Annotated in this window: 14 protein-coding genes; 11 read left to right on the top strand and 3 right to left on the bottom strand. The window is 69.6% G+C overall.

Features of this window, described 5'->3' with window-relative positions; translation table 11 throughout:
- Positions 1–122: 122 nt before the first annotated feature.
- The 7 genes from mtnA to JEQ17_RS28500 all read left to right on the top strand — a co-directional run bounded on the left by mtnA (position 123) and on the right by JEQ17_RS28500 (position 8,961).
- On the top strand, positions 123–1,268 hold the full coding sequence (gene mtnA, locus JEQ17_RS28470; protein ID WP_200397825.1) for an S-methyl-5-thioribose-1-phosphate isomerase: 1,146 nt from the start codon (positions 123–125) through the stop codon (positions 1,266–1,268).
- A gap of 8 nt (positions 1,269–1,276) precedes the next feature.
- Positions 1,277–1,966 (top strand): two-component system response regulator MtrA, encoded by a 690-nt coding sequence (gene mtrA / locus JEQ17_RS28475; RefSeq protein WP_188114266.1) that lies wholly within the window; start codon positions 1,277–1,279, stop codon positions 1,964–1,966.
- A gap of 1 nt (position 1,967) precedes the next feature.
- Positions 1,968–4,022: an MtrAB system histidine kinase MtrB gene (mtrB, locus tag JEQ17_RS28480; RefSeq protein ID WP_200397826.1), complete on the top strand. Its 2,055-nt coding sequence runs from the start codon at positions 1,968–1,970 to the stop codon at positions 4,020–4,022.
- On the top strand, positions 4,012–5,859 hold the full coding sequence (locus JEQ17_RS28485) for an LpqB family beta-propeller domain-containing protein (protein ID WP_200397827.1): 1,848 nt from the start codon (positions 4,012–4,014) through the stop codon (positions 5,857–5,859). The genes mtrB and JEQ17_RS28485 overlap by 11 nt, the downstream gene beginning before the upstream one ends.
- 175 nt (positions 5,860–6,034) lie before the next feature.
- Positions 6,035–6,979 (top strand): ComF family protein, encoded by a 945-nt coding sequence (locus tag JEQ17_RS28490; protein ID WP_200397828.1) that lies wholly within the window; start codon positions 6,035–6,037, stop codon positions 6,977–6,979.
- 313 nt (positions 6,980–7,292) lie between these two features.
- Entirely contained in the window at positions 7,293–7,985 is a 693-nt protein-coding gene (gene hpf / locus JEQ17_RS28495; RefSeq protein ID WP_383394508.1) for a ribosome hibernation-promoting factor, HPF/YfiA family, read from the top strand.
- A 229-nt stretch (positions 7,986–8,214) separates the two neighbouring features.
- The gene (locus JEQ17_RS28500) at positions 8,215–8,961 is read left to right on the top strand and encodes a response regulator (RefSeq protein ID WP_055617175.1); all 747 of its coding nucleotides are present in this window, start codon (positions 8,215–8,217) and stop codon (positions 8,959–8,961) included.
- A gap of 145 nt (positions 8,962–9,106) precedes the next feature.
- Here JEQ17_RS28500 and JEQ17_RS28505 read toward each other — a convergent pair whose 3' ends face one another.
- Together JEQ17_RS28505 and JEQ17_RS28510 are read right to left on the bottom strand one after the other, a co-directional pair.
- Positions 9,107–10,309: a winged helix-turn-helix domain-containing protein gene (locus tag JEQ17_RS28505; RefSeq protein WP_200397830.1), complete on the bottom strand. Its 1,203-nt coding sequence runs from the start codon at positions 10,307–10,309 to the stop codon at positions 9,107–9,109.
- 93 nt (positions 10,310–10,402) lie between these two features.
- Positions 10,403–10,981, bottom strand: coding sequence for a GNAT family N-acetyltransferase (locus tag JEQ17_RS28510; protein ID WP_200397831.1), 579 nt, complete (start codon positions 10,979–10,981; stop codon positions 10,403–10,405).
- Between the two features lie 245 nt (positions 10,982–11,226).
- Here JEQ17_RS28510 and secA point away from each other — a divergent pair, with 245 nt between their 5' ends.
- On the top strand, positions 11,227–14,037 hold the full coding sequence (secA, locus tag JEQ17_RS28515) for a preprotein translocase subunit SecA (protein ID WP_200397832.1): 2,811 nt from the start codon (positions 11,227–11,229) through the stop codon (positions 14,035–14,037).
- 267 nt (positions 14,038–14,304) lie between these two features.
- Here secA and JEQ17_RS28520 read toward each other — a convergent pair whose 3' ends face one another.
- Complete coding sequence (locus JEQ17_RS28520; protein WP_200397833.1) at positions 14,305–15,021, bottom strand: Rv3235 family protein; 717 nt, start codon at positions 15,019–15,021, stop codon at positions 14,305–14,307.
- A 386-nt stretch (positions 15,022–15,407) separates the two neighbouring features.
- On the opposite strand from JEQ17_RS28520, the gene JEQ17_RS28525 reads away from it, so the two are divergent.
- From JEQ17_RS28525 to JEQ17_RS28535, 3 genes are all read left to right on the top strand, one after another.
- A complete protein-coding gene (locus JEQ17_RS28525) occupies positions 15,408–15,923 on the top strand; it encodes a DUF6912 family protein (protein WP_200397834.1) in 516 nt (171 codons plus the stop codon).
- Positions 15,924–16,008: 85 nt separating this feature from the next.
- Positions 16,009–16,674, top strand: a complete 666-nt coding sequence (locus JEQ17_RS28530; RefSeq protein WP_200397835.1) for an HAD family hydrolase — start codon at positions 16,009–16,011, stop codon at positions 16,672–16,674.
- A 551-nt stretch (positions 16,675–17,225) separates the two neighbouring features.
- Positions 17,226–22,163, top strand: coding sequence for an NAD-glutamate dehydrogenase (locus tag JEQ17_RS28535; RefSeq protein ID WP_200397836.1), 4,938 nt, complete (start codon positions 17,226–17,228; stop codon positions 22,161–22,163).
- Positions 22,164–22,355: the final 192 nt, after the last annotated feature.

Consider the following 22,355-nt stretch of genomic DNA (forward strand, 5'->3'; position numbering starts at 1 on the left):
CCCGTCCGCGGTCGCGGCGGCAGGTTGGCAGCCATCGTGCCACGGTGTGGCCGGGAAGTGACCGGCTGCCGTATGGGCTGCACACCTTCAATTGTCCGGCCGGTACGGGGCAGACTGGGCGGATGGCTGATCAGTACGCGCAATCCCGCGAGAACAACCGGCCCACCGAGATACCGGCGATCCGGTGGGACGAGCCGCCGGAAGGCCCGGTACTGGTCCTCCTCGACCAGACGCGGCTGCCCGCCGAGGAGGTCGAGCTGGTGTGCACGGACGCGCCCGCCCTGGTGGAGGCGATCCGTACGCTCGCCGTGCGCGGGGCGCCGCTGCTCGGCATCGCGGGGGCCTACGGCGTCGCGCTCGCCGCCGCCCGGGGGTTCGACGTGGACGAGGCCGCGGCCTCGCTCGCGAGTGCCCGGCCCACCGCGGTGAACCTCTCGTACGGGGCGCGCAGGGCCCAGGCGGCCCACCTCGCGGTCCTGCGGGGCGGCGGTGACCAGAAGCAGGCCGCCGATGCCGCGCTGGCCGCCGCGCGGGCGCTCCACGAGGAAGATGCCCAGGCCAGCGCCCGTATGGCGACGCACGGGCTGGCGCTTCTCGATGAGCTGCTGCCCGGGGGAAACCATCGGATCCTGACGCACTGCAACACCGGTGCGCTGGTGTCCGGGGGCGAGGGAACGGCGTTCGCGGTGGCCCTCGCGGCGCATCGGGCGGGGCGGCTGCGCAGGCTCTGGGTGGACGAGACGCGGCCCTTGCTGCAAGGTGCTCGCCTGACGGCCTATGAGGCGGCGCGGAGCGGAATGGCGTACACCTTGCTCACGGACAACGCGGCGGGATCGCTGTTCTCGGCGGGAGAGGTGGACGCGGTATTGATCGGGGCCGACCGGATCGCGGCCGACGGTTCGGTGGCGAACAAGGTGGGGAGCTATCCGCTCGCGGTGCTGGCCAGGTACCACCATGTGCCGTTCATCGTGGTGGCGCCGGTGACGACGGTGGATCCGGACACTCCGAACGGAGCAGCGATCGAGGTCGAGCAGCGTGCCGGACATGAAGTGACGGAGATCACAGCACCCCAGGTGCCGGTGGCGGGAGCGGAAGCGGGAGGCGGGATACCGGTGGCACCCCTGGGGACCCAGGCGTACAACCCGGCGTTCGACGTGACGCCGCCCGAGCTGGTGACTGCGATCGTCACCGAAGAGGGCGCCGTGTCTCCTGTGACGGCTGAGGCGCTAGAAGAGCTGTGTGACAGGTCACGCCAGGTAACGATTTAGTTAATGGGATGATGTCGTTTATGAAGGGACGAGTCCTTGTCGTCGATGACGACACCGCACTGGCCGAGATGCTCGGCATTGTGTTGCGTGGTGAAGGTTTTGAGCCGTCTTTCGTAGCAGACGGCGACAAGGCGCTGGCCGCTTTCCGTGAGAGCAAGCCCGACCTGGTGCTCCTGGACCTGATGCTTCCCGGCCGGGACGGTATCGAGGTGTGCCGCCTGATCAGGGCGGAGTCCGGGGTGCCGATCGTGATGCTCACCGCGAAGAGCGACACCGTCGATGTCGTGGTCGGCCTGGAGTCGGGCGCGGACGACTACATCGTGAAGCCGTTCAAGCCAAAGGAGCTGGTGGCCCGGATCCGGGCCAGGCTGCGCAGGTCGGAGGAGCCGGCGCCCGAGCAGCTCGCCATAGGCGATCTGGTCATCGACGTGGCCGGTCACTCTGTGAAGCGGGACGGGGCGTCGATCGCGCTGACTCCGCTGGAGTTCGACCTGCTGGTGGCGCTGGCCCGCAAGCCGTGGCAGGTGTTCACGCGTGAGGTGCTCCTGGAGCAGGTCTGGGGCTACCGCCACGCGGCGGACACCCGCCTGGTGAACGTCCATGTGCAGCGGCTGCGCTCCAAGGTCGAGAAGGACCCGGAGCGGCCGGAGATCGTGGTGACCGTCCGTGGCGTCGGTTACAAGGCCGGACCGAGCTGACATGTCCCGGGACAGTGCCGCTTCGGCGCCCGGCCAGCCGGGGACCCGCGCGGGGCGGCCTGTCGGCCGGAAGACGACGGGCTCCCGCTGGGGACAGTTCACCGAGGGCGGGCTGCTGCAGGGCGGAGTCCAGGGCAGCCCGGTCCTTCGGCTGTTCATGCGCTGGGTGCGCCGTCCGCTGCTGCCCGTCATGCGGCTGTGGCGGCGCAACATCCAGCTCAAGGTCGTCGTCACGACCCTGCTGATGTCGCTGGGCGTCGTTCTGCTGCTGGGCTTCGTCGTGATCGGGCAGGTGCGCAACGGCCTGCTGGACGCCAAGGTGAAGGCCTCGCAGAGCCAGGCCACGGGTGGGTTCACGGTCGCCAAGCAGGAGGCCGACAGCGCGGCGGGCGCGGACGACGGCCCGGGCTCGGACGAGAACCCCGTGCAGAACGTGAGCGGGTGGATGAGCGCTCTCGTCGAGTCGCTGTCCAGCGGCGGCCAGGGCGCGTTCAGCGTCGTCACCCTCAGCACCGCCTCCGCCGACAACGACAGCAGGGGTCTCGGACCACGTGCTTCGGGCTTCGTCGACTGGAGCCTCAGCGTGCCCGAGGACCTGCGGGACCGGGTCGACGAGGGCGCGGGCGCGGCCCAGAGCTACACGCGCATCTTCTACACCAACGGCCAGGCGTCCCAGCCGGCGCTGATCATCGGCACCCAGCTCAACGACCCCAAGAACGACCCGTACCAGCTGTACTACCTCTTCCCGCTCACGCAGGAGGAGAAGTCGCTCAGCCTCGTCAAGGGGACGCTCGCGACGGCCGGGCTGTTCGTGGTGGTGCTGCTCGGGGCGATCGCCTGGCTCGTGGTGCGCCAGGTCGTCACGCCCGTACGGATGGCCGCCGGGATCGCCGAGCGGCTGTCCGCCGGGCGCCTTCAGGAACGTATGAAGGTCACCGGCGAGGACGACATCGCGCGGCTCGGCGAGGCCTTCAACAAGATGGCGCAGAACCTGCAGCTGAAGATCCAGCAGCTGGAGGACCTGTCGCGGATGCAGCGGCGGTTCGTCTCCGACGTGTCGCACGAGCTGCGCACGCCGCTGACGACCGTCCGGATGGCGGCCGACGTCATCCATGACGCGCGCGTGGACTTCGATCCGATGACCGCGCGGTCGGCCGAATTGCTCGCCGACCAGCTGGACCGGTTCGAGACGCTGCTCGCGGACCTGCTGGAGATCAGCCGCTTCGACGCGGGCGCGGCGGCCCTGGAGGCCGAGCCGATAGACCTGCGGGAGGTCGTACGCAGGGTCGTCAGCGGGGCCGAGCCGCTCGCCGACCGCAAGGGCACGCACATACAGGTCGTCGGGGACCAGCAGCCGGTGGTCGCCGAGGCGGACGCCCGGCGCGTGGAGCGGGTGCTGCGCAACCTCGTCGTCAACGCCGTGGAGCACGGCGAGGGCAAGGACGTCGTGGTCAAACTCGCCGCGGCGGGCGGAGCGGTCGCGGTCGCGGTGCGCGACTACGGAGTGGGGCTCAAGCCAGGCGAGGCGACCCGGGTGTTCAGCCGCTTCTGGAGGGCGGACCCGGCACGCGCGCGTACGACCGGTGGTACGGGCCTCGGCCTGTCCATCGCCCTGGAGGACGCGCGGCTGCACGGGGGCTGGCTGCAGGCCTGGGGTGAGCCGGGGGGCGGCTCGCAGTTCCGGCTGACGCTGCCGCGTACCGCCGACGAGCCGCTGCGGGGCTCGCCGATACCGCTGGAGCCCAAGGACTCGCGGCGCAACCGCGGGCTGAACGACGCGGGGCTGCCGCTCGGCGGCACGCAGAAGCTGGCCACGGTGCCCGCGCAGCCCGTCAGCGAGCGCACCGGGCCGCCGCCGATGATCGCTCCCCGGGTGACCGGCGCGGTGGACCCGGCCGCGCTGCCCGGCAACGGCGCGCGCGTGGTGCCGCGGCCCACCGCGGAGACGCGCGGCCAGAGCGCCGAGGCAGCGCAGGACGCCCCGTCCGAGGACGGCCGGGGAACCGGTGAGCAGCCGGAACAGTTGAAGCAGGGGGAGGAATCACGTGGGCGCTGACCGCGATCGGGGCGGCCGTCGGCGTCCGGTGCGTCTGATGACGTACGGCGTCTGTGGAGCCGTACTGCTGACCGGGTGCGCCTCGATGCCGGACGGCGGGGATCTGCGCGGCGTCGAGGCCTCGCAGCAGCCGGACCCGCAGGTCCGGGTGTTCGCCATGCCGCCGCGGGAGAACGCGCAGCCCGAGGAGATCGTGCAGGGCTTCCTGGAGGCGCTGACCAGCGACGATCCGGGGTTCGAGACGGCACGCAAGTACCTGACGGGCGAGGCCTCCAAGGAGTGGCGTCCGAATCAGTCGACGACGGTGCTCGCGGACGGGCCGAACACCGCGGCGGAGCACAGCGGCAGCCGGGAGGCGACCGGCGACTACGCCTACTCGCTGACCGGTACCAGGGTCGCCAAGGTGGACTCGCAGTTCGCGTACGAGCCGGCCTCGGGCACGTACAACGAGTTCGTGCACCTCTCCAAGCAGAAGGAGAAGGACGGCAGCAAGCAGTGGCGCATCGACGAGCTGCCGCAGGGCCTGGTGATGGGGAAGTCCGACTTCCAGCGCAACTACGTCTCCGTCAACAAGTACTACTTCGCGTCGAACACGTCGGGCGGGGCGGACAAGCGGCTCGGGGCGGTCGCCGACCCCGTCTATGTGCGTGAGCAGGTGGACCCGGTGACACAGATGGTCCGCTCGCTCCTGAAGGGGCCCACGAGCTGGCTCAAGCCGGTCGTCAGGTCCAGCTTCCCCACCGGCACGGCGTTGAAGAAGGGCGTCAAGTCACTGACGCTCGACGACCAGAACCGGCTGACGGTGCCGTTGAACGACAAGGCCGACCGGATAGGCCAGTCCGTGTGCACGGAGATGGCGGCCCAACTCCTTTTCACCCTCCAGGACCTGACGCCCACAGGCATCGACGAGGTGGAGGTGCAGCGTTCGGACGGTACGCAGTCGTGCGTGCTCGGTGCCAACAACGCCGAGGTCTACGTCGCGCACGGCCCGGCCAAGCGTGCCGAGTACGAGTACTTCATCGACGGTGAGAAGCGGCTCGTCCGGATAGCGAGCGCGGGCAGCGAGCAGGAGCCCGAGCCGGTGCCCGGTGCGCTCGGCGACGGTGACAAGGCGCTGCGGGCGGCCGCGGTCTCGCGGGACGAGGACACGGCGGCCGGGGTGTCGCTCGACGGGCGCTCGCTGTACGTCGGGTCGCTCGCGTCGGGCGGTTCGCTCGGGGAGCCCGTGCTGCGCAGCAAGGCCAAGTCGGAGGACGACGGGCTGACGACGCCCAGTTGGGACACGAGCGGGAACCTGTGGGTGGCCGACCGTGACCCGAAGAGCTCCAAGCTGCTGCTGCTCGCGAAGGGCGCGGGTGAGCCTGTGGTGGTCACGACGCCCGGGCTCGAAGGGCGGATCGAGGCGGTGCGGGTGGCCGCCGACGGTGTGCGGATCGCGCTGATCGTGCGGAATAACGACAGGACGACCCTGCTCATGGGGCGGATCGAGCGGCAGAACGGATCGGACGGGAAGCCTTCCGTCTCCATCCACGAACTGCGGTCCGTGGCACCGCGGCTGGAGGAGGTCACCGCCATGTCCTGGGCCGGCGACAGCCGTCTGGTCGTGGTCGGGCGCGAGGCCCGGGTCGTGCAGCAGATCCAGTACGTCCAGGTCGACGGCTCCACACCGGTCGGTCCGGCACCCGCCGCGCTCACCGGGGTGAAGGAGATCGCCGCCTCCGAGGACGAACGGCTGCCGCTGGTGGCCCACTCGGAGGACGGGATCGTGCGGCTCTCGTCCGGGTCCCAGTGGCAGACGGTGGTCAAGAAGGGGATGGCGCCGGTCTATCCGGGGTGAGCCCTGGGCAGGCCGGTCGGTGGGCCGCTCGGTGGGCAGGCCGGGGCCGGCTTGCCTCGCTTTCCGAGTGCCTCACTCGTGTGGGTGACAACGGCCCTGTGGTTGCCCGGAGTTGTCCACAGGGAGTTGTCCACAGGGGTGGCAGGGGCGCTCGGGCGTTGGCACAGTGGTGGGCATGCGGGGGTGGTGGCAGGACCTCACCGACCTGGTGCTGCCGGCCGAGTGCGGAGGCTGTGGGAGGCCTCGCACGGTGCTCTGCCCGGAGTGCCGTGCCGCCCTGACGGGGGCCGTACCGAGCCGGGTGCGACCGGAGCCGGAACCACCGGGGCTGCCGGTCGTGCACGCGGCGGCTCCGTACGAGGACGAGGTGCGCGCGGTGCTCCTCGCCCACAAGGAACGGGGTGCGCTGATGCTCGCGGGGTATCTGGGAGCGGCGCTGGCGGGGGCCGTGCGGGCGTCCCTCGCGACCGGCGGCGGGAGCGGGGCCGCACGCCTCGTGCCCGGCGCCTGCGGGCCTGGTGGACCCCGTGGACACGGGGTACCTGGTGGACACGGTAGACACGGCGGGCCCGTCGGAGCGGGCGGCTCCGGGATTCCCGTGTCGCTCGTTCCCGTGCCGTCCGCGCCCTGGGCGGTCCGGGCGCGGGGCCACGACCCGGCACGGCGGATCGCGCTCGCCGCGGCGGGCGAGCTGCGGCGTACGGGGACACCGGCCCGGGTGGTCGCCGTACTGCGGCAGCGGCGTGCCGTGGCCGACCAGTCGGGGCTCAACTCCCGGCAGCGGCTGGACAATCTCGCCGGTGCCCTGGAGGTGCCCGCGGGCGGCGCGCGGCTGTTGGCCGACGGCGGGCGGGTCGTGCTCGTCGACGACCTGATGACCACGGGCGCGTCCCTGGCGGAGGCGGCAAGGGCCCTGAACGCCGTTCTGGTGGCGAGAACCGGTCCTTACGGCCGAGTAACACCCAAAGTGACAGGGGAAGGGATGTCACAAGTGACGGCGAGAGGTGTAGGCCGACCAGAAGCGGTCAGGGAAATGAGAGGTACGAACGGCGCCGAAGGCTTGCTCGCAGCGGCTGTGGTCGCGGCGACTCCGGCATCTTTCGAAATAAACCGGAACTGACAGAGAAGTTGCGTCGTTGCAGGTAGTGACAGGTTCTATTCACCTGAATGGAGGTACGTCGCAGTAGAGGGTGACGCCATCCGTCCAGGCGAGATATGTTCGGTTGTGAGGGAATGGCGACGCCGTCCCTCGCATATCGGAATGCCGTGCCGTGGGTTTTCTGCAATCACCCGCGACAGTGGGTGGAGATCTTGCCCGCGGGGGAGGAGGAGGTGGAAGTCACCGAGTCCGAGGCTCCGGGAGTCGCTGGAGCCTGGTGCAAAAGGGAGATGCTCCGCCGTCGATGCGGAGTGATCCGGGAACGGAGTTCTGCGTGGACATCGTCGTCAAGGGCCGCAAGACCGAGGTGCCCGAGCGGTTCCGCAAGCACGTGGCCGAGAAGCTGAAGCTGGAGAAGATCCAGAAGCTCGACGGCAAGGTGATCAGCCTCGACGTCGAGGTGTCCAAGGAGCTGAACCCCCGGCAGGCCGACCGCTCCGACCGAGTGGAGATCACGCTTCACTCCCGCGGTCCGGTGATCCGGGCGGAGGCAGCGGCAAGCGATCCGTACGCGGCGCTGGACCTGGCGGCAGACAAGCTGGAAGCACGGCTGCGCAAGCAGCACGACAAGCGGTACACGCGCCGTGGCGCCCGCAGGATCTCGGCAGCCGAGGTCGCCGACCACGTCCCGGGTGCGGCGACGCTGAACGGGAACGGCAGTGTGGTCCACGAGGAAGAGCCCGAGGCCGTGCCGACCAAGAGGATCGGCTCGCTCGAGGTGAAGGGTGACGGCCCCCTCGTCGTCCGCGAGAAGACCCACGTCGCGTCCCCGATGACGCTCGACCAGGCGCTCTACGAGATGGAGCTGGTCGGGCACGACTTCTATCTGTTCGTCGACTCCGAGACCAAGGAACCGAGTGTCGTCTACCGGCGGCACGCGTACGACTACGGCGTCATCCACCTCAGCACGGACCCGATGGTCGCCAAGGCACAGCAGGCCCCGGCAGGCGGGGCACTGGGCGGCTGACCTCGCCCTCCGAGCTACCCCGGCCTTAGGCCGGGGGGACCCCGGCGGTGCCCCTGGAGTGCCCGTGCGCCCCCAGGGGCACCGGTGTGCGACCCCTCAGTGCCCCGCTCTGTCGTCCCGTTGTCGCCCGGGCATGAAATCATGGCCGTACCGGCCCAACCGGTGGGCCGTTGCCTCGGGTTGGCGATGGCACAGGAAACACAGGCCACGGCCTTCAGGGGGAGGAACCATGGCGGACAGCTTCGGACCGATGCGTGACGAAGATGCCGACGACGGCGTCGTCGGCATGGGCCCGGACGCGGGGTCCCCACGCAAGGAACCCATCAGGGTCCTTGTCGTGGACGACCATGCCCTCTTCCGTCGCGGCCTGGAGATCGTGCTCGCCGCCGAAGAGGACATCCAGGTCGTCGGCGAGGCGGGTGACGGCGCGGAGGCGGTCGACAAGGCCGCCGATCTGCTGCCGGACATCGTGCTGATGGACGTACGCATGCCCAAGCGCGGTGGGATCGAGGCGTGCACCTCCATCAAGGAGGTCGCGCCCAGCGCGAAGATCATCATGCTGACGATCAGTGACGAGGAGGCCGACCTCTACGACGCGATCAAGGCGGGGGCCACCGGGTATCTCCTCAAGGAGATCTCCACGGACGAAGTGGCCACGGCTATTCGTGCCGTCGCGGACGGGCAGTCGCAGATCAGTCCGTCGATGGCGTCGAAGCTGCTCACCGAGTTCAAGTCGATGATCCAGCGTACGGATGAGCGGCGGCTGGTGCCGGCGCCTCGGCTCACCGAGCGTGAGCTGGAGGTTCTCAAGCTTGTGGCGACCGGGATGAACAACCGGGATATCGCCAAGGAGTTGTTCATCTCCGAGAACACCGTGAAGAACCATGTGCGGAACATTCTGGAGAAGCTGCAGTTGCACTCCAGGATGGAGGCTGTTGTGTATGCGATGCGGGAGAAGATTCTCGAGATTCGTTGAGAGCGGCAGGTAGTGGCAGGGGCAGGACAGCGGTAGCGCCGTGGGGGCGTGGGTCGGGTTGTCGCTGCGGGCCGGATGTGGCTGGGCGCGCAGTTCCCCGCGCCCCTGAAAGCCCCCGACGCTGCCGACGGGGGCCTCGGTCTGTCTAGCCCAGCGTCCGGGCCAGTTCCGTTGTCAGGGCTTCTCGTAGGGACGGGGTGTTTGCCCGCTCCACTCGGATGTTGGTGCAGTCGACCCAGGTGGCTGCCTCCAGGAGGGCCTGGGCCACTGCCGGTACCGCCTTGGGGCTCTCCAGGGTGACCTGCTTGGCCACCAGCGTGGCGCCCTCGCGGGCCGGGTCCACGCGGCCGACCAGATGGCCGCCGGCGAGGACCGGCATGGCGAAGTAGCCGTAGACGCGCTTCGGCTTGGGGACGTAGGCCTCCAGGCGGTGGGTGAAGCCGAAGACGCGCTCCGTGCGGGCCCGCTCCCAGACCAGGGAGTCGAACGGCGACAGGAGCGTGGTGCGGTGGCGGCCCCGCGGAGGGGTCTCCAGGGCCGCAGGATCCGCCCAGGCGGGCTTGGCCCAGCCCTCCACCGTCACCGGGACCAGACCGGAGTCCGCGAGCACCGCGTCGACCTGCTCGCCCTTGAGGCGGTGGTAGTCGGCGATGTCCGCGCGCGTGCCGACGCCCAGGGACTGGCCCGCGAGCCGGACCAGGCGGCGCAGGCACTCCGTGTCGTCCAGCTCGTCGTGGAGCACGTCGGCCGGGATGGCGCGCTCGGCGAGGTCGTACACCCGCTTCCAGCCGCGCCGCTCGGTGCACACCACCTCGCCGTGCATCAGCGCGCGTTCGACGGCGACCTTCGTGCCCGACCAGTCCCACCACTCGCTGGTCTTCTTCGCGCCGCCCAAGTCGGTGGCCGTGAGCGGGCCTTCGGTCCTCAGCTGCTTGATGACCTGCTCGTACGTGCCGTCCGGCAGCGCGTGGTTCCAGTGCGGGCGGGCGCGGTAGGCGCGGCGGCGGAACGCGAAGTGCGGCCACTCCTCGACGGGGAGGATGCAGGCGGCGTGCGACCAGTACTCGAAGGCGTGGGGGCTCGGCGGAGCCGTGCCGTCGGACGCCGGGGTCCAGTAGGCGGTGTCCACCGTCTTGCGGCCGACCGCGCCGAGACGGGCGTACGGAATGAGTTCGTGGGAGCGGGCCAGGACGGAGATCGTGTCGAGCTGGACCGCGCCCAGGTGTCGCAGTACGCCTCGGACGCCGCCCCTGCGGTCGGGGGCGCCCAGGAAACCCTGGGCGCGCAGGGCGATTCGGCGGGCCTCGTCGGCGGTGAGATCGGCGGTGGGGCGCGGCAGACTCGTCATGGTCCGCACGATATGCGGTGCCACTGACAGTGGGCCCTGAGCTGCGAAAACCGCCGGGGAAGTCGGTCCGGGGGACGGGCGGGCGTCAGGAGTTCAGTCCTGGCGTGGTGCGGGCAGGTAGGGCGCTGTCGACGGCAGGCCCAGGTCCGACGGGAGCAGGGATCCGATCCAGCAGTCGCGGCGTACGCCCTTGTTGTTGATGCCGGAACGAAGGGTGCCTTCGATGGTGAAGCCGGCGCGTTCGGCGACCGCGCGGGAGCCCGTGTTGCCGACCTCGGCCCGCCACTCGACGCGGTCGATCGCCAGCTGGGTGAACGCCCAGCGGGAGGCGGTGACGGCGGCCTCGGTGATGTAGCCGTTGCCCCGGTGTTCCTTCGTCGCCCAGAAACCGATCTCGCCGACTCCCAGGGAGCGCATCGTGATGGCGAGCATGCCGGCGAGCTCACCGCTGATGGGCAGGAAGACACCGAAGGTGAACATCGAGCAGTCCACCCATCCGTCGGGCACCATCTGCTCGGTGAAGGCCGTGGCGTGCTCGGGCAGATAGGGCGAGGGGATCGTGGTCCAGCGCTGGATGTCGGGATCCTGGACGGCGTCGTACACGGCGTCGGTGTCGTGCGGTCCCACCGTGCGCAACAGGAGCCGTTCGGAGGTCAGTGTGACGGGGTCCATCGGCCGATTCTGCTCGGGCTTCGGTGAGGAAGCCATCACTTTAGCCCTGTGTGAGGCGGCGGTTACCTTTCGTAGCGCTTGCGCGGCACCTTCCGCATCCTCCGCCCGTTGTCCTAGTGGCTGTCACATGCAGACCTCCCGGCGCGGTGGGGTCCTCGCTTACGATGGCCGTTGCTCAAGCTGTGATTTGAAACTGTCATTGAAACCGACCGTCCCAGGCCCGACCGGCAAGGAGACAAACCCCCGTGTCCGTCCTCTCGAAGATCATGCGTGCAGGCGAAGGAAAGATCCTGCGCAAGCTGCACCGCATCGCGGACCAGGTCAACTCCATCGAAGAGGACTTCGTTGGCCTCTCCGACGCCGAGCTGCGAGCCCTGACCGATGAGTACAAGCAGCGGTACGCCGACGGCGAAAGCCTCGACGACCTGCTGCCCGAGGCGTTCGCGACCGTCCGCGAGGCCGCCAAGCGCGTCCTCGGCCAGCGTCACTACGACGTACAGATCATGGGCGGCGCCGCGCTCCACCTCGGCCATGTCGCCGAGATGAAGACCGGTGAGGGCAAGACCCTGGTCGGCACGCTGCCCACGTATCTGAACGCCCTCTCCGGAGACGGCGTTCACCTCATCACGGTCAACGACTACCTGGCCGAGCGCGACTCCGAGATGATGGGCCGTGTCCACAAGTTCCTGGGCCTGAGCGTCGGCTGCATCCTGGCCAACATGACGCCGGCCCAGCGCCGCGAGCAGTACGGGTGCGACATCACGTACGGCACGAACAACGAGTTCGGCTTCGACTACCTGCGCGACAACATGGCGTGGTCGCAGGACGAACTGGTGCAGCGCGGCCACAACTTCGCGGTGGTCGACGAGGTCGACTCGATCCTCGTCGACGAGGCCCGTACGCCGCTGATCATCTCCGGCCCGGCCGACCAGGCCACCAAGTGGTACGGCGACTTCGCGAAGCTCGTCACGCGCCTGAAGAAGGGCGAGGCGGGCAACACCCTCAAGGGCATCGAGGAGACCGGCGACTACGAGGTCGACGAGAAGAAGCGCACCGTCGCCATCCACGAGCCCGGCGTCGCCAAGGTCGAGGACTGGCTGGGCATCGACAACCTCTACGAGTCGGTGAACACGCCTCTGGTGGGCTACCTCAACAACGCCATCAAGGCCAAGGAGCTCTTCAAGAAGGACAAGGACTACGTCGTCATCGACGGCGAAGTCATGATTGTCGACGAGCACACCGGCCGTATCCTCGCCGGCCGCCGCTACAACGAGGGCATGCACCAGGCGATCGAGGCGAAGGAAGGGGTGGACATCAAGGACGAGAACCAGACGCTCGCCACGATCACCCTGCAGAACTTCTTCCGCCTCTACGACAAGCTCTCCGGCATGACCGGTACGGCGATGACCGAGGCCGCCGAGTTCCACCAGATCTACAAGCTCGGCGTCGTCCCGATCCCGACCAACCGGCCCATGGTCCGCAAGGACCAGTCGGACCTGATCTACCGCACCGAGGTCGCGAAGTTCGACGCGGTGGTCGACGACATCGCCGAGAAGCACGAGAAGGGCCAGCCGATCCTCGTCGGCACGACGTCGGTCGAGAAGTCCGAGTACCTCTCGCAGCAGCTCTCCAAGCGAGGCATCCAGCACGAGGTGCTGAACGCGAAGCAGCACGACCGCGAGGCCCCGATCATCGCCCAGGCCGGCCGCAAGGGTGCCGTCACCGTCGCCACGAACATGGCCGGCCGTGGTACGGACATCAAGCTCGGCGGCAACCCCGACGACCTCGCCGAGGCCGAGCTGCGCCAGCGCGGCCTCGACCCCGAGGAGCACATCGAGGAGTGGGCCGCCGCGCTGCCCGCCGCCCTGGAGCGGGCCGAGAAGGCCGTGCAGGCCGAGTTCGAAGAGGTCAAGGACCTCGGCGGGCTCTATGTGCTGGGCACCGAGCGGCACGAGTCCCGCCGTATCGACAACCAGCTGCGCGGTCGGTCCGGCCGTCAGGGCGACCCGGGCGAGTCCCGCTTCTACCTCTCGCTGGGCGACGACCTGATGCGCCTCTTCAAGGCCCAGATGGTCGAGCGCGTCATGTCGATGGCGAACGTTCCGGACGACGTGCCGATCGAGAACAAGATGGTCACCCGTGCCATCGCCTCCGCCCAGTCGCAGGTCGAGACGCAGAACTTCGAGACCCGGAAGAACGTCCTCAAGTACGACGAGGTCCTCAACCGGCAGCGCGAGGTCATCTACGGCGAGCGCCGGCGCGTCCTGGAGGGCGAGGACCTGCAGGAGCAGATCCAGCACTTCATGAACGACACGATCGACGCGTACATCGACGCGGAGACCGCCGAGGGCTTCGCCGAGGAATGGGACGTGGACCGGCTGTGGGGCGCCTTCAAGCAGCTCTACCCGGTGAAGGTCACCGTGGAGGAGCTGGAGGAGGCGGCCGGCGACCGTGCCGGTCTGACCGCCGAGTTCATCTCCGAGTCCATCAAGGACGACATCTACGAGCAGTACTCGGCCCGCGAGGAGCAGCTCGGCTCCGAGATCATGCGTGAGCTGGAGCGCCGGGTCGTGCTGTCGGTCCTGGACCGCAAGTGGCGTGAGCACCTCTACGAGATGGACTACCTCCAGGAGGGCATCGGCCTGCGCGCGATGGCCCAGAAGGACCCGCTGGTCGAGTACCAGCGCGAGGGCTTCGACATGTTCACCGCCATGATGGACGGCATCAAGGAGGAGTCCGTCGGCTACCTGTTCAACCTGGAGGTCCAGGTCGAGCAGCAGGTCGAGGAGGTCCCGGTCGAGGACGCGAAGCCGTCGCTCGCCAAGGGGGACGCGGTTCCGGCGGGTTCCTCCCGTCCGGAGATCCGGGCCAAGGGTCTCGACACCCCGCAGCGGCCGGACCGGCTGCACTTCTCCGCGCCGACCGTGGACGGCGAGGGTGGCATCGTCGAGGGCGACTTCACCAACGACGACGAGCCGGTGCGGTCGGAGTCCGACGGGCTTACGCGCGCGGAGCGGCGTAAGCAGCAGAAGGGTGGCCGTCGCCGCAAGAAGTGACGGTTCGCTCCGCGGGGTGGGTTTTGCTCCGCGGGGTGGGCGGTTCGCTTTGCGGTGTGGGCAGTTGAAGGGCCGGGCATCTTTTGGTGCCCGGCCCTTTGCGTTGGGTTGGCTTCCGGCCCCGGGCCCCGGCCCCCGGCCTCAGCCCCTGGCCCCTCGCCTGGCTTTCGGCGCCGCCGGGGTCGTGTTGTCGGCTGCGGGCCGTGGGGGCTTGTCGCGCAGTTCCCCGCGCCCCTTCCGGGGCGCCCAGGGTTGGGGCGTGCCTGGTCAGTCCTCGTTTGTGTGTGGCATGCGGGCGCCGCCGAGTTCTACTGCTGTGCAGCGCCAGCGGAGGTCGGGGCCCTGTTCCAGGCGGAAGGCCATGGCGCGGAGCTGGTCGCCCGCCCCGATGCGGGCGAAGGCCTCGACGGCGCCCGGACGGGGGACGTAGTAGCCGATGTCGCGGACGACGGGGCGGGTGCCGCGGGCGCGGAGAGGGCCGCGTTCGGCGAGCCAGGCCAGTTCGTCGTACGCGCGTCCCGCGGTGTGCCGGAGCATGCAGTGGACGGGGCGCTGACCACTCAGGACGGCCAGCAGACGGTCGGCGAACAGGTCGGTGGGGCGAGGCTGCCGGGGTGCGCCGGGAGGGCCCTCAGCGGGGACTGTGCGCGTTGTGGGGGTCGTCCGGGGCGGGGCTCCGGACGGGACCGGCGAAGTGGTCGAGGTCGTCGACGTGGTGGGTGGGCGGCCGTCGCGCGGGGGAGTGTGCGGGGCCGTGTGGGGTGCGCTCGTGCTCCGGGTCGGGGCGAGTGCGGTGCCGCCCGGCGCCGAGCCGCTCGGCGCCGAGTCGCCTGGGGTCGTGCCTGACCGCCTTGTGCGGGGTGTGCCTCCGCCCGGTGTCGTACGTGGTGTGCCGCCGCCCGGGCGGCGCGTGTCGTGGCGTACCGGCGGGCGGGTGCCCGGGGCGCCCGTGGTGCGCTTCGTCCTGGTCATCACCTTGTTCATGGCGGGATCCCCATTCCGTCGGACCGAGTCGATACCGGTCGGTAACTTTCCGTTGGGGATCTTGTACGAGGCCGGAGCGGGCGGCCGCAAGGACGCTGGGCGCGCGCCGGGGGCGCCGGAAGGTTCACCTATCAGGGTGACGGGGGAGGGCGGGAGGCTTGGCGGGGCTGGGGTGTACCGGGTGATGTGCGAGGCCGGGGGTGGACGCCTCCTGAGGGGTGGCCGGGACTCGAAAGGGGACGCCCGCACGTATCCTGAAGGCTCTCCCGGGAGGCGCCGAGCCGCCCCTCGGAGCCCTCCGACGGCGAAAGCCGAGGGCGAGATCCGGCGTCGAAGCCCGGCGGCGGGATCCGACCGACGCAATCCGACTACGAAAGCGGCCAGCCATGCGCGTCTACGTCCCCCTGACCCTCTCCGGTCTCGCCGAGGCGTACAAGACGGGTGAGCTGGGGTCGGGGCCCTTCGCCGCGTACGCCGTCACGCCCGCGCTGCGGGAGTGGTACCTGTCCGACGACATCGAGGAACTGGAGTACGCGGCGCTGAACCGGGCCGCGCTCGCCTCCCTGCGGCTGGTCGCGCTCGACCCCGGAGCCCCGCGGCGGCGGGTCGTCGTCGCCGTCGACGTGCCGGACGGGGCCGCCGTCGCCGATCCCGACCGGGGGCTCGACCCCTCGGCGCTCGGCGAGGTGCGGGTCGGTGGAGCCGTGGCGCTGGCCAAGGCCGCCGCCGTGCATCTCGACTCGGACGAGGCCGAGGCGGACGTGACCGCGGCCGTGGACGTGCTGGGCGCGGCCGACCGGGGTGACGACGACGCGCAGTTCGTCGTGGACGGGGCCGAGGACCACGAGCTGCTGTGGTTCGCCACGCAGGAGATCTCGAACCTGGTGGGGCTGGGCGACTGAGGGATCCGCCCTCCCGGTCGCGGTTCCTGGGGGCGTGCTGAAGCGCACAGGATGTGTTGTCAGTGTGGCCGGGTATTTTTTCGGTATGGGGATGCACGGAGCGGCACACATTGTCTGGGACTGGAACGGAACCCTGTTCCACGACAACACGGCGATCATCGGCGCGACGAACGCGGCGTTCGCCGAGCTGGGGCTGGAACCGATCACGCTGGAGAGGTACCGGGAGCTGTACTGCGTACCGGTGCCGAAGTTCTACGAGCGGCTGATAGGGCGGCTGCCCACGGACGAGGAGTGGGAGGTCATGGACCTGACCTTCCAGCGGTACTACACCGAGCACCGGGTGGGCTGCGGGCTCACCGACGGAGTGCCCGGGCTGCTCGCCGAGTGGGCGTCGGCCGGTCGCAGTCAGTCGATCCTGAGCATGTACGGGCACGACGAGCTCGTTCCGTTGGTACGGGGGTTCGGGATCGAGCCCCATTTCGTACGGGTCGACGGGCGGACCGGGCCGTCCGGGGGCAGCAAGGCCGAGCACATGGTCCGCCATCTGGGAGCGCTGACGGGCGTGGAGCCCGCTCGTACGGTGGTGATCGGGGACGCGGCGGACGACGCGGTGGCGGCGCTGCACGTGGGGGCGCGGGCCGTGCTCTACACCGGTGGGTCGCACAGCCGGGCCAGCCTTGAGGGGATCGGGGTGCCGGTCGTGGACAGCCTGGAGGAGGCTGTCTCGGAGGCCGAGCGGTTGGCGGCCTGAGTCGGCAGTTTCTTGGGGCCCTGGGGTGGGTCCCCCGCGTGAAACTGGGGGCTTCGCCCCCAGGCCCCCCGGGGTGAGGGGTCGGCTGCGGGTCCGTCGTGGCTTGTCGCGCAGTTCCCCGCGCCCCTAAGGGGCGCCCCTCGTGGAGCAAACTGTGCAGAGTGTCAAAAAGGGGGGCCCTCTTTTGTACACATACGGCTCATGACGGGGGGCCCGTGGAGAGCGATAGCCTTGTGCCGTGATCAGCGCGATACGTCGCGGGGGCCTTGTCGCCCCTGCCCTGCGCCCGGAACGCACGGACGACATCCGTGACCGGGCGGTCGCTGGTCTCCCCGGGTGGGGAAGCGCAGAAAGCGCCGCATACGCGGCAGGCGCAGGTGCACCGAGAGCAGCGTCACAGCCTCCGGAGCGGCCGAGAATGGCCGATAACGCCCCGCTCATCTCTCATCGCGGCATAGCGTCGAACGAGACCGGACACCCCGCGTCGCGGCGCTACGTCACTTCACGTTCTACGACGTCACGCAACGGCGCGCGACAGGAGCCAGAGGACAATGCAGACCAAGCTGGACGAAGCCAAGGCCGAGCTGCTCGAACGGGCCGCCCGGGTAGCTGAGAACAGCCCGGTCGGGGGGAATCTTCACCTGCCGACCGGGAAGACGGGCGCGAGCGCTCCCGACCAGGACACCCTGCTCGCGTTCCTCCAGCGCTACTACCTGCACACCGCCCCCGAAGACCTCACCGACCGAGACCCGGACGACGTCTTCGGAGCCGCCTTCTCGCACTACCGGCTGGCCGAGAACCGACCTCAGGGCACGGCCAACGTAAGAGTCCACACACCGACGGTCGAGGAGAACGGCTGGACCTGCAGCCACTCCGTCGTCGAGGTCGTCACGGACGACATGCCCTTCCTCGTCGACTCCGTGACCAACGAGCTGTCCCGGCAGGGGCGCGGGATCCATGTCGTCATCCACCCGCAGGTCATCGTGCGGCGCGATCTCACCGGCAAGCTCATCGAGGTCCTGAAGACCCGGCCCACCGGCGAGCTGCCCCACGACGCCTTTGTCGAGTCCTGGATCCATGTCGAGATCGACCGCGAGACCGACCGCGCCGATCTGAAGCAGATCACCGCCGACCTGGTGCGCGTCCTGTCCGACGCCCGTGAGGCCGTCGAGGACTGGGAGAAGATGCGCGACTCCGCGCTGCGCATCGCCGACGAGCTGCCCACCGAGCCGACCGCCGACGACCTGCGCGACCAGGAGGTGGAGGAGGCCCGTGAGCTGCTGCGCTGGCTGGCGGACGACCACTTCACCTTCCTCGGGTACCGGGAGTACGAGCTGCGCGAGGACGACTCGCTCGCCGCCGTTCCCGGCACCGGACTCGGCATCCTGCGCTCCGATCCGCACCACGCGACCGACGAGAGCCACCCGGTCAGCCCGTCCTTCGAGCGGCTGCCCGCCGACGCCCGTGCCAAGGCCCGCGAGCACAAGCTCCTGATCCTCACCAAGGCCAACAGCCGCGCCACCGTGCACCGGCCCTCCTACCTCGACTACGTCGGCGTGAAGAAGTTCGACGAGGACGGCAACGTCGTCGGCGAGCGCCGTTTTCTGGGCCTCTTCTCCTCCGCCGCGTACACCGAGTCCGTACGCCGGGTCCCCGTCGTCCGGCGCAAGGTCGCCGAGGTCCTCAAGGGCGCGGGCTTCTCGCCCAACAGTCACGACGGGCGCGACCTCCTCCAGATCCTGGAGACGTACCCGCGCGACGAGCTCTTCCAGACCCCGCCCGACGAGCTGCGGGCGATCGTCACCTCCGTCCTCTACCTCCAGGAACGGCGCCGCCTGCGGCTCTACCTGCGGCAGGACGAGTACGGGCGCTACTACTCGGCGCTCGTCTACCTCCCGCGCGACCGTTACACCACCGGCGTGCGCCTGCGGATCATCGACATCCTGAAGGAGGAGCTCGGCGGCATCAGCGTCGACTTCACCGCGTGGAACACCGAGTCGATCCTCTCCCGGCTGCACTTCGTGGTCCGGGTCCCGCAGGGCACCGAGCTGCCGCAGCTCAGCGACGCCGACAAGGACCGCATCGAGGCACGGCTCGTCGAGGCCGCCCGCTCCTGGGCCGACGGCTTCGCCGAGGCACTGAACGCGGAGTGCGGCGAGGAGCGCGCCGCCGAACTGCTGCGCCGGTACGGCAACGCCATCCCCGAGGGCTACAAGGCCGACCACAACCCGCGCACCGCGGTCGCCGACCTGGTCCACCTGGATCAGCTCGGCAACGGCAAGAACTTCGCACTCAGCCTGTACGAGCCGGTGGGGGCGGCCCCGGGCGAGCGCCGCTTCAAGATCTACCGCACCGGGGAGTCGGTCTCCCTCTCCGCCGTCCTGCCGGTCCTCACCCGGCTCGGCGTCGAGGTCACCGACGAGCGCCCCTACGAGCTGCGCTGCTCGGACCGCGCGTCCGCGTGGATCTACGACTTCGGTCTGCGCCTGCCCAGGACGGGCAGCGGCAACGGCGACCACCTCGGTGACGACGGCCGCGAGCGGTTCCAGGAGGCCTTCTCGGCGACCTGGACCGGGCAGGCCGAGAACGACGGCTTCAACTCCCTCGTCCTGAGCGCCGGCCTGAACTGGCGGCAGGCGATGGTGCTGCGCGCGTACGCCAAGTACCTGCGGCAGGCCGGTTCGACGTTCAGCCAGGACTACATGGAGGACACCCTCCGCAACAACGTCCACACCACCCGGCTGCTCGTCTCGCTCTTCGAGGCGCGGATGTCGCCGGACCGCCAGCGCGCCGGCCTCGAACTGACCGACGCCCTCCTGGAGGAGCTGGACGCCGCCCTCGACCAGGTCGCCAGCCTGGACGAGGACCGGATCCTGCGCTCGTTCCTCACGGTCATCAAGGCGACCCTGCGAACGAACTTCTTCCAGGAGGCGGGCGGCGGCGAACCGCACACGTACGTCTCCATGAAGTTCGACCCGCAGGCCATCCCGGACCTGCCGGCGCCGCGTCCGGCGTACGAGATCTGGGTGTACTCGCCGCGCGTCGAGGGTGTCCACCTGAGGTTCGGCAAGGTCGCGCGGGGCGGGCTGCGCTGGTCCGACCGGCGTGAGGACTTCCGGACCGAGATCCTCGGCCTGGTCAAGGCGCAGATGGTCAAGAACACCGTCATCGTGCCCGTCGGAGCCAAGGGCGGCTTCGTCGCCAAGCAGCTGCCCGACCCGGCCGTGGACCGCGACGCCTGGCTGGCCGAGGGCATCCGCAGCTACAAGACCTTCATCTCGGCGCTGCTCGACATCACCGACAACATGGTGGCCGGCGAGGTCGTACCGCCCGCCGACGTCGTCCGGCACGACGAGGACGACACCTACCTCGTCGTCGCCGCGGACAAGGGCACGGCCACGTTCTCCGACATCGCCAACGGCGTCGCGGAGAGCTACAACTTCTGGCTCGGGGACGCCTTCGCCTCCGGCGGCTCGGCCGGCTACGACCACAAGAAGATGGGCATCACCGCCCGCGGCGCCTGGGAGTCCGTCAAGCGGCACTTCCGGGAGCTGGCCGTCAACACACAGACCGAGGACTTCACGGTCGTCGGCGTGGGTGACATGTCCGGTGACGTGTTCGGCAACGGCATGCTGCTCAGCGAGCACATCCGGCTGGTCGCAGCCTTCGACCACCGGCACATCTTCATCGACCCGAACCCGGACGCGGCCACCTCGTACGCCGAGCGCCGTCGCCTCTTCGAGCTGCCGCGCTCCTCCTGGGAGGAGTACGACAAGACGCTGCTGTCGCAGGGCGGCGGCATCTTCCCCCGTACGGCCAAGGCCATCCAGCTCAACAGCCACATTCGTGAGGCCCTCGGCATCGAGGGCAACATCGCCAAGATGACCCCCGCCGACCTGATGAGGGCGATCCTCAAGGCGCAGGTGGACCTGTTGTGGAACGGCGGCATCGGTACGTACGTGAAGGCGTCGACCGAGTCGCACGCGGACGTCGGCGACAAGGCCAACGACGCGATCCGGGTGGACGGCGCCGACCTCCGGGTCAAGGTTGTCGGTGAGGGCGGCAACCTCGGCCTCACCCAGCTCGGGCGCATCGAGTTCGCGCAGGCCGGCGGCAAGGTCAACACCGACGCCATCGACAACAGCGCGGGCGTGGACACCTCCGACCACGAGGTGAACATCAAGATCCTGCTCAACGCGGTGGTCGCGGACGGCGACATGACCGTCAAGCAGCGCAACAAGCTGCTCGCCGAGATGACCGACGAGGTCGGCGCGCTCGTCCTGCGCAACAACTACGCGCAGAACACGGCCCTGGCCAACGCGCTCGCCCAGTCCAAGGACATGCTCCACGCCCAGCAGCGCTTCATGCGCCATCTGGTCCGCGAGGGCCATCTGGACCGGGCGCTGGAGTTCCTGCCGACCGACCGGCAGATCCGGGAGCGGCTCGGCACCGGGCAGGGTCTGACCTCGCCGGAGACGGCCGTCCTCCTCGCGTACACGAAGATCACGGTCTCCGACGAGCTGCTGCACACGTCGCTGCCCGACGATCTGTATCTGCGGAGCCTGCTGCACGCGTACTTCCCGACCGCGCTGCGCGAGCAGTTCATCGAGCAGATCGACAACCATCCGCTGTCGCGCGAGATCGTCACGACCGTGCTGGTCAACGACACGGTCAACACCGGTGGTACGAGCTTCCTGCACCGGCTCCGCGAGGAGACCGGGGCCTCGCTGGAGGAGATCGTCCGGGCGCAGACCGCGGCCCGTGCGATCTTCAACTCCAGCGAGGTGTGGGACGCCGTCGAGGCGCTCGACAACACGGTCGACGCGGGTGTCCAGACCCGGATCCGGCTGCACTCGCGGCGGCTCGTCGAGCGGGGGACGCGGTGGTTGCTCAACAACCGGCCGCAGCCGTTGGAGCTCGCCGAGACGATCGACTTCTTCCGTGAAGGGGTCACGCGGGTCTGGGCCGAGCTGCCCAAGCTGCTGCGGGGTGCGGATCTGGAGTGGTACCAGCAGATCTACGACGAGCTGTCCGGGGCCGGGGTGCCCGACGAGCTCGCCCAGCGGGTGGCCGGGTTCTCGTCCGCCTTCCCGTCGCTCGACATCGTGGCGGTGGGGGACCGGGTGGGCAAGGACCCGATGGACGTCGCGGAGGTCTACTACGACCTTGCCGACCGTCTGCGGGTCACGCAGCTCATGGACCGGATCATCGAGCTGCCTCGTGCGGATCGGTGGCAGTCCATGGCTCGGGCGTCCATCCGGGAGGACCTGTACGCGGCGCACGCCGCGCTGACCGCGGATGTTCTTGCCGTCGGTAACGGGGGGTCCACGCCTGAGCAGCGGTTCAAGGCGTGGGAGGGGAAGAACGCGGCGATTCTTTCCCGGGCGCGGACGACTCTGGAGGAGATTCAGGGGTCCGAGGCGTTCGATCTCGCGAATCTGTCTGTGGCGATGAGGACGATGCGGACGATGCTGCGCACGCGGACGTAGTCCTGGCGACAGGAGAAGGGGCGCCCTGCGGGTTGGGGGCGCCCCTTCTTTTCGCCCCCGCCGCCCCTACCCATTCCCGTCACTACTCGGGGGCTCCGCCCCCGAACCCCCGCTCCTCAAACGCCGGAGGGGCTGAGTTGTAGCCCCCAGGGGAAGGGAAGTCCCCGGAGCAACCCGGGTCTCTCGATCAAC

It is taken from the genome of Streptomyces liliifuscus (assembly GCF_016598615.1).
GTDB classification, from domain to species: domain Bacteria; phylum Actinomycetota; class Actinomycetes; order Streptomycetales; family Streptomycetaceae; genus Streptomyces; species Streptomyces liliifuscus.

What these genes read in the sequence shown, in the direction of transcription:
- JEQ17_RS28530 (WP_200397835.1), top strand. Translation starts at nt 16,009, where the DNA reads ATGGGGATGCACGGAGCGGCACACATTGTCTGGGACTGGAACGGAACC.
- JEQ17_RS28505 (WP_200397830.1), bottom strand. Translation starts at nt 10,309, where the DNA reads ATGACGAGTCTGCCGCGCCCCACCGCCGATCTCACCGCCGACGAGGCC.
- JEQ17_RS28525 (WP_200397834.1), top strand. Translation starts at nt 15,408, where the DNA reads ATGCGCGTCTACGTCCCCCTGACCCTCTCCGGTCTCGCCGAGGCGTAC.
- mtrA (WP_188114266.1), top strand. Translation starts at nt 1,277, where the DNA reads ATGATGTCGTTTATGAAGGGACGAGTCCTTGTCGTCGATGACGACACC.
- JEQ17_RS28535 (WP_200397836.1), top strand. Translation starts at nt 17,226, where the DNA reads ATGCAGACCAAGCTGGACGAAGCCAAGGCCGAGCTGCTCGAACGGGCC.
- mtrB (WP_200397826.1), top strand. Translation starts at nt 1,968, where the DNA reads ATGTCCCGGGACAGTGCCGCTTCGGCGCCCGGCCAGCCGGGGACCCGC.
- mtnA (WP_200397825.1), top strand. Translation starts at nt 123, where the DNA reads ATGGCTGATCAGTACGCGCAATCCCGCGAGAACAACCGGCCCACCGAG.
- JEQ17_RS28500 (WP_055617175.1), top strand. Translation starts at nt 8,215, where the DNA reads ATGGCGGACAGCTTCGGACCGATGCGTGACGAAGATGCCGACGACGGC.
- JEQ17_RS28510 (WP_200397831.1), bottom strand. Translation starts at nt 10,981, where the DNA reads ATGGACCCCGTCACACTGACCTCCGAACGGCTCCTGTTGCGCACGGTG.
- JEQ17_RS28520 (WP_200397833.1), bottom strand. Translation starts at nt 15,021, where the DNA reads ATGAACAAGGTGATGACCAGGACGAAGCGCACCACGGGCGCCCCGGGC.
- JEQ17_RS28490 (WP_200397828.1), top strand. Translation starts at nt 6,035, where the DNA reads ATGCGGGGGTGGTGGCAGGACCTCACCGACCTGGTGCTGCCGGCCGAG.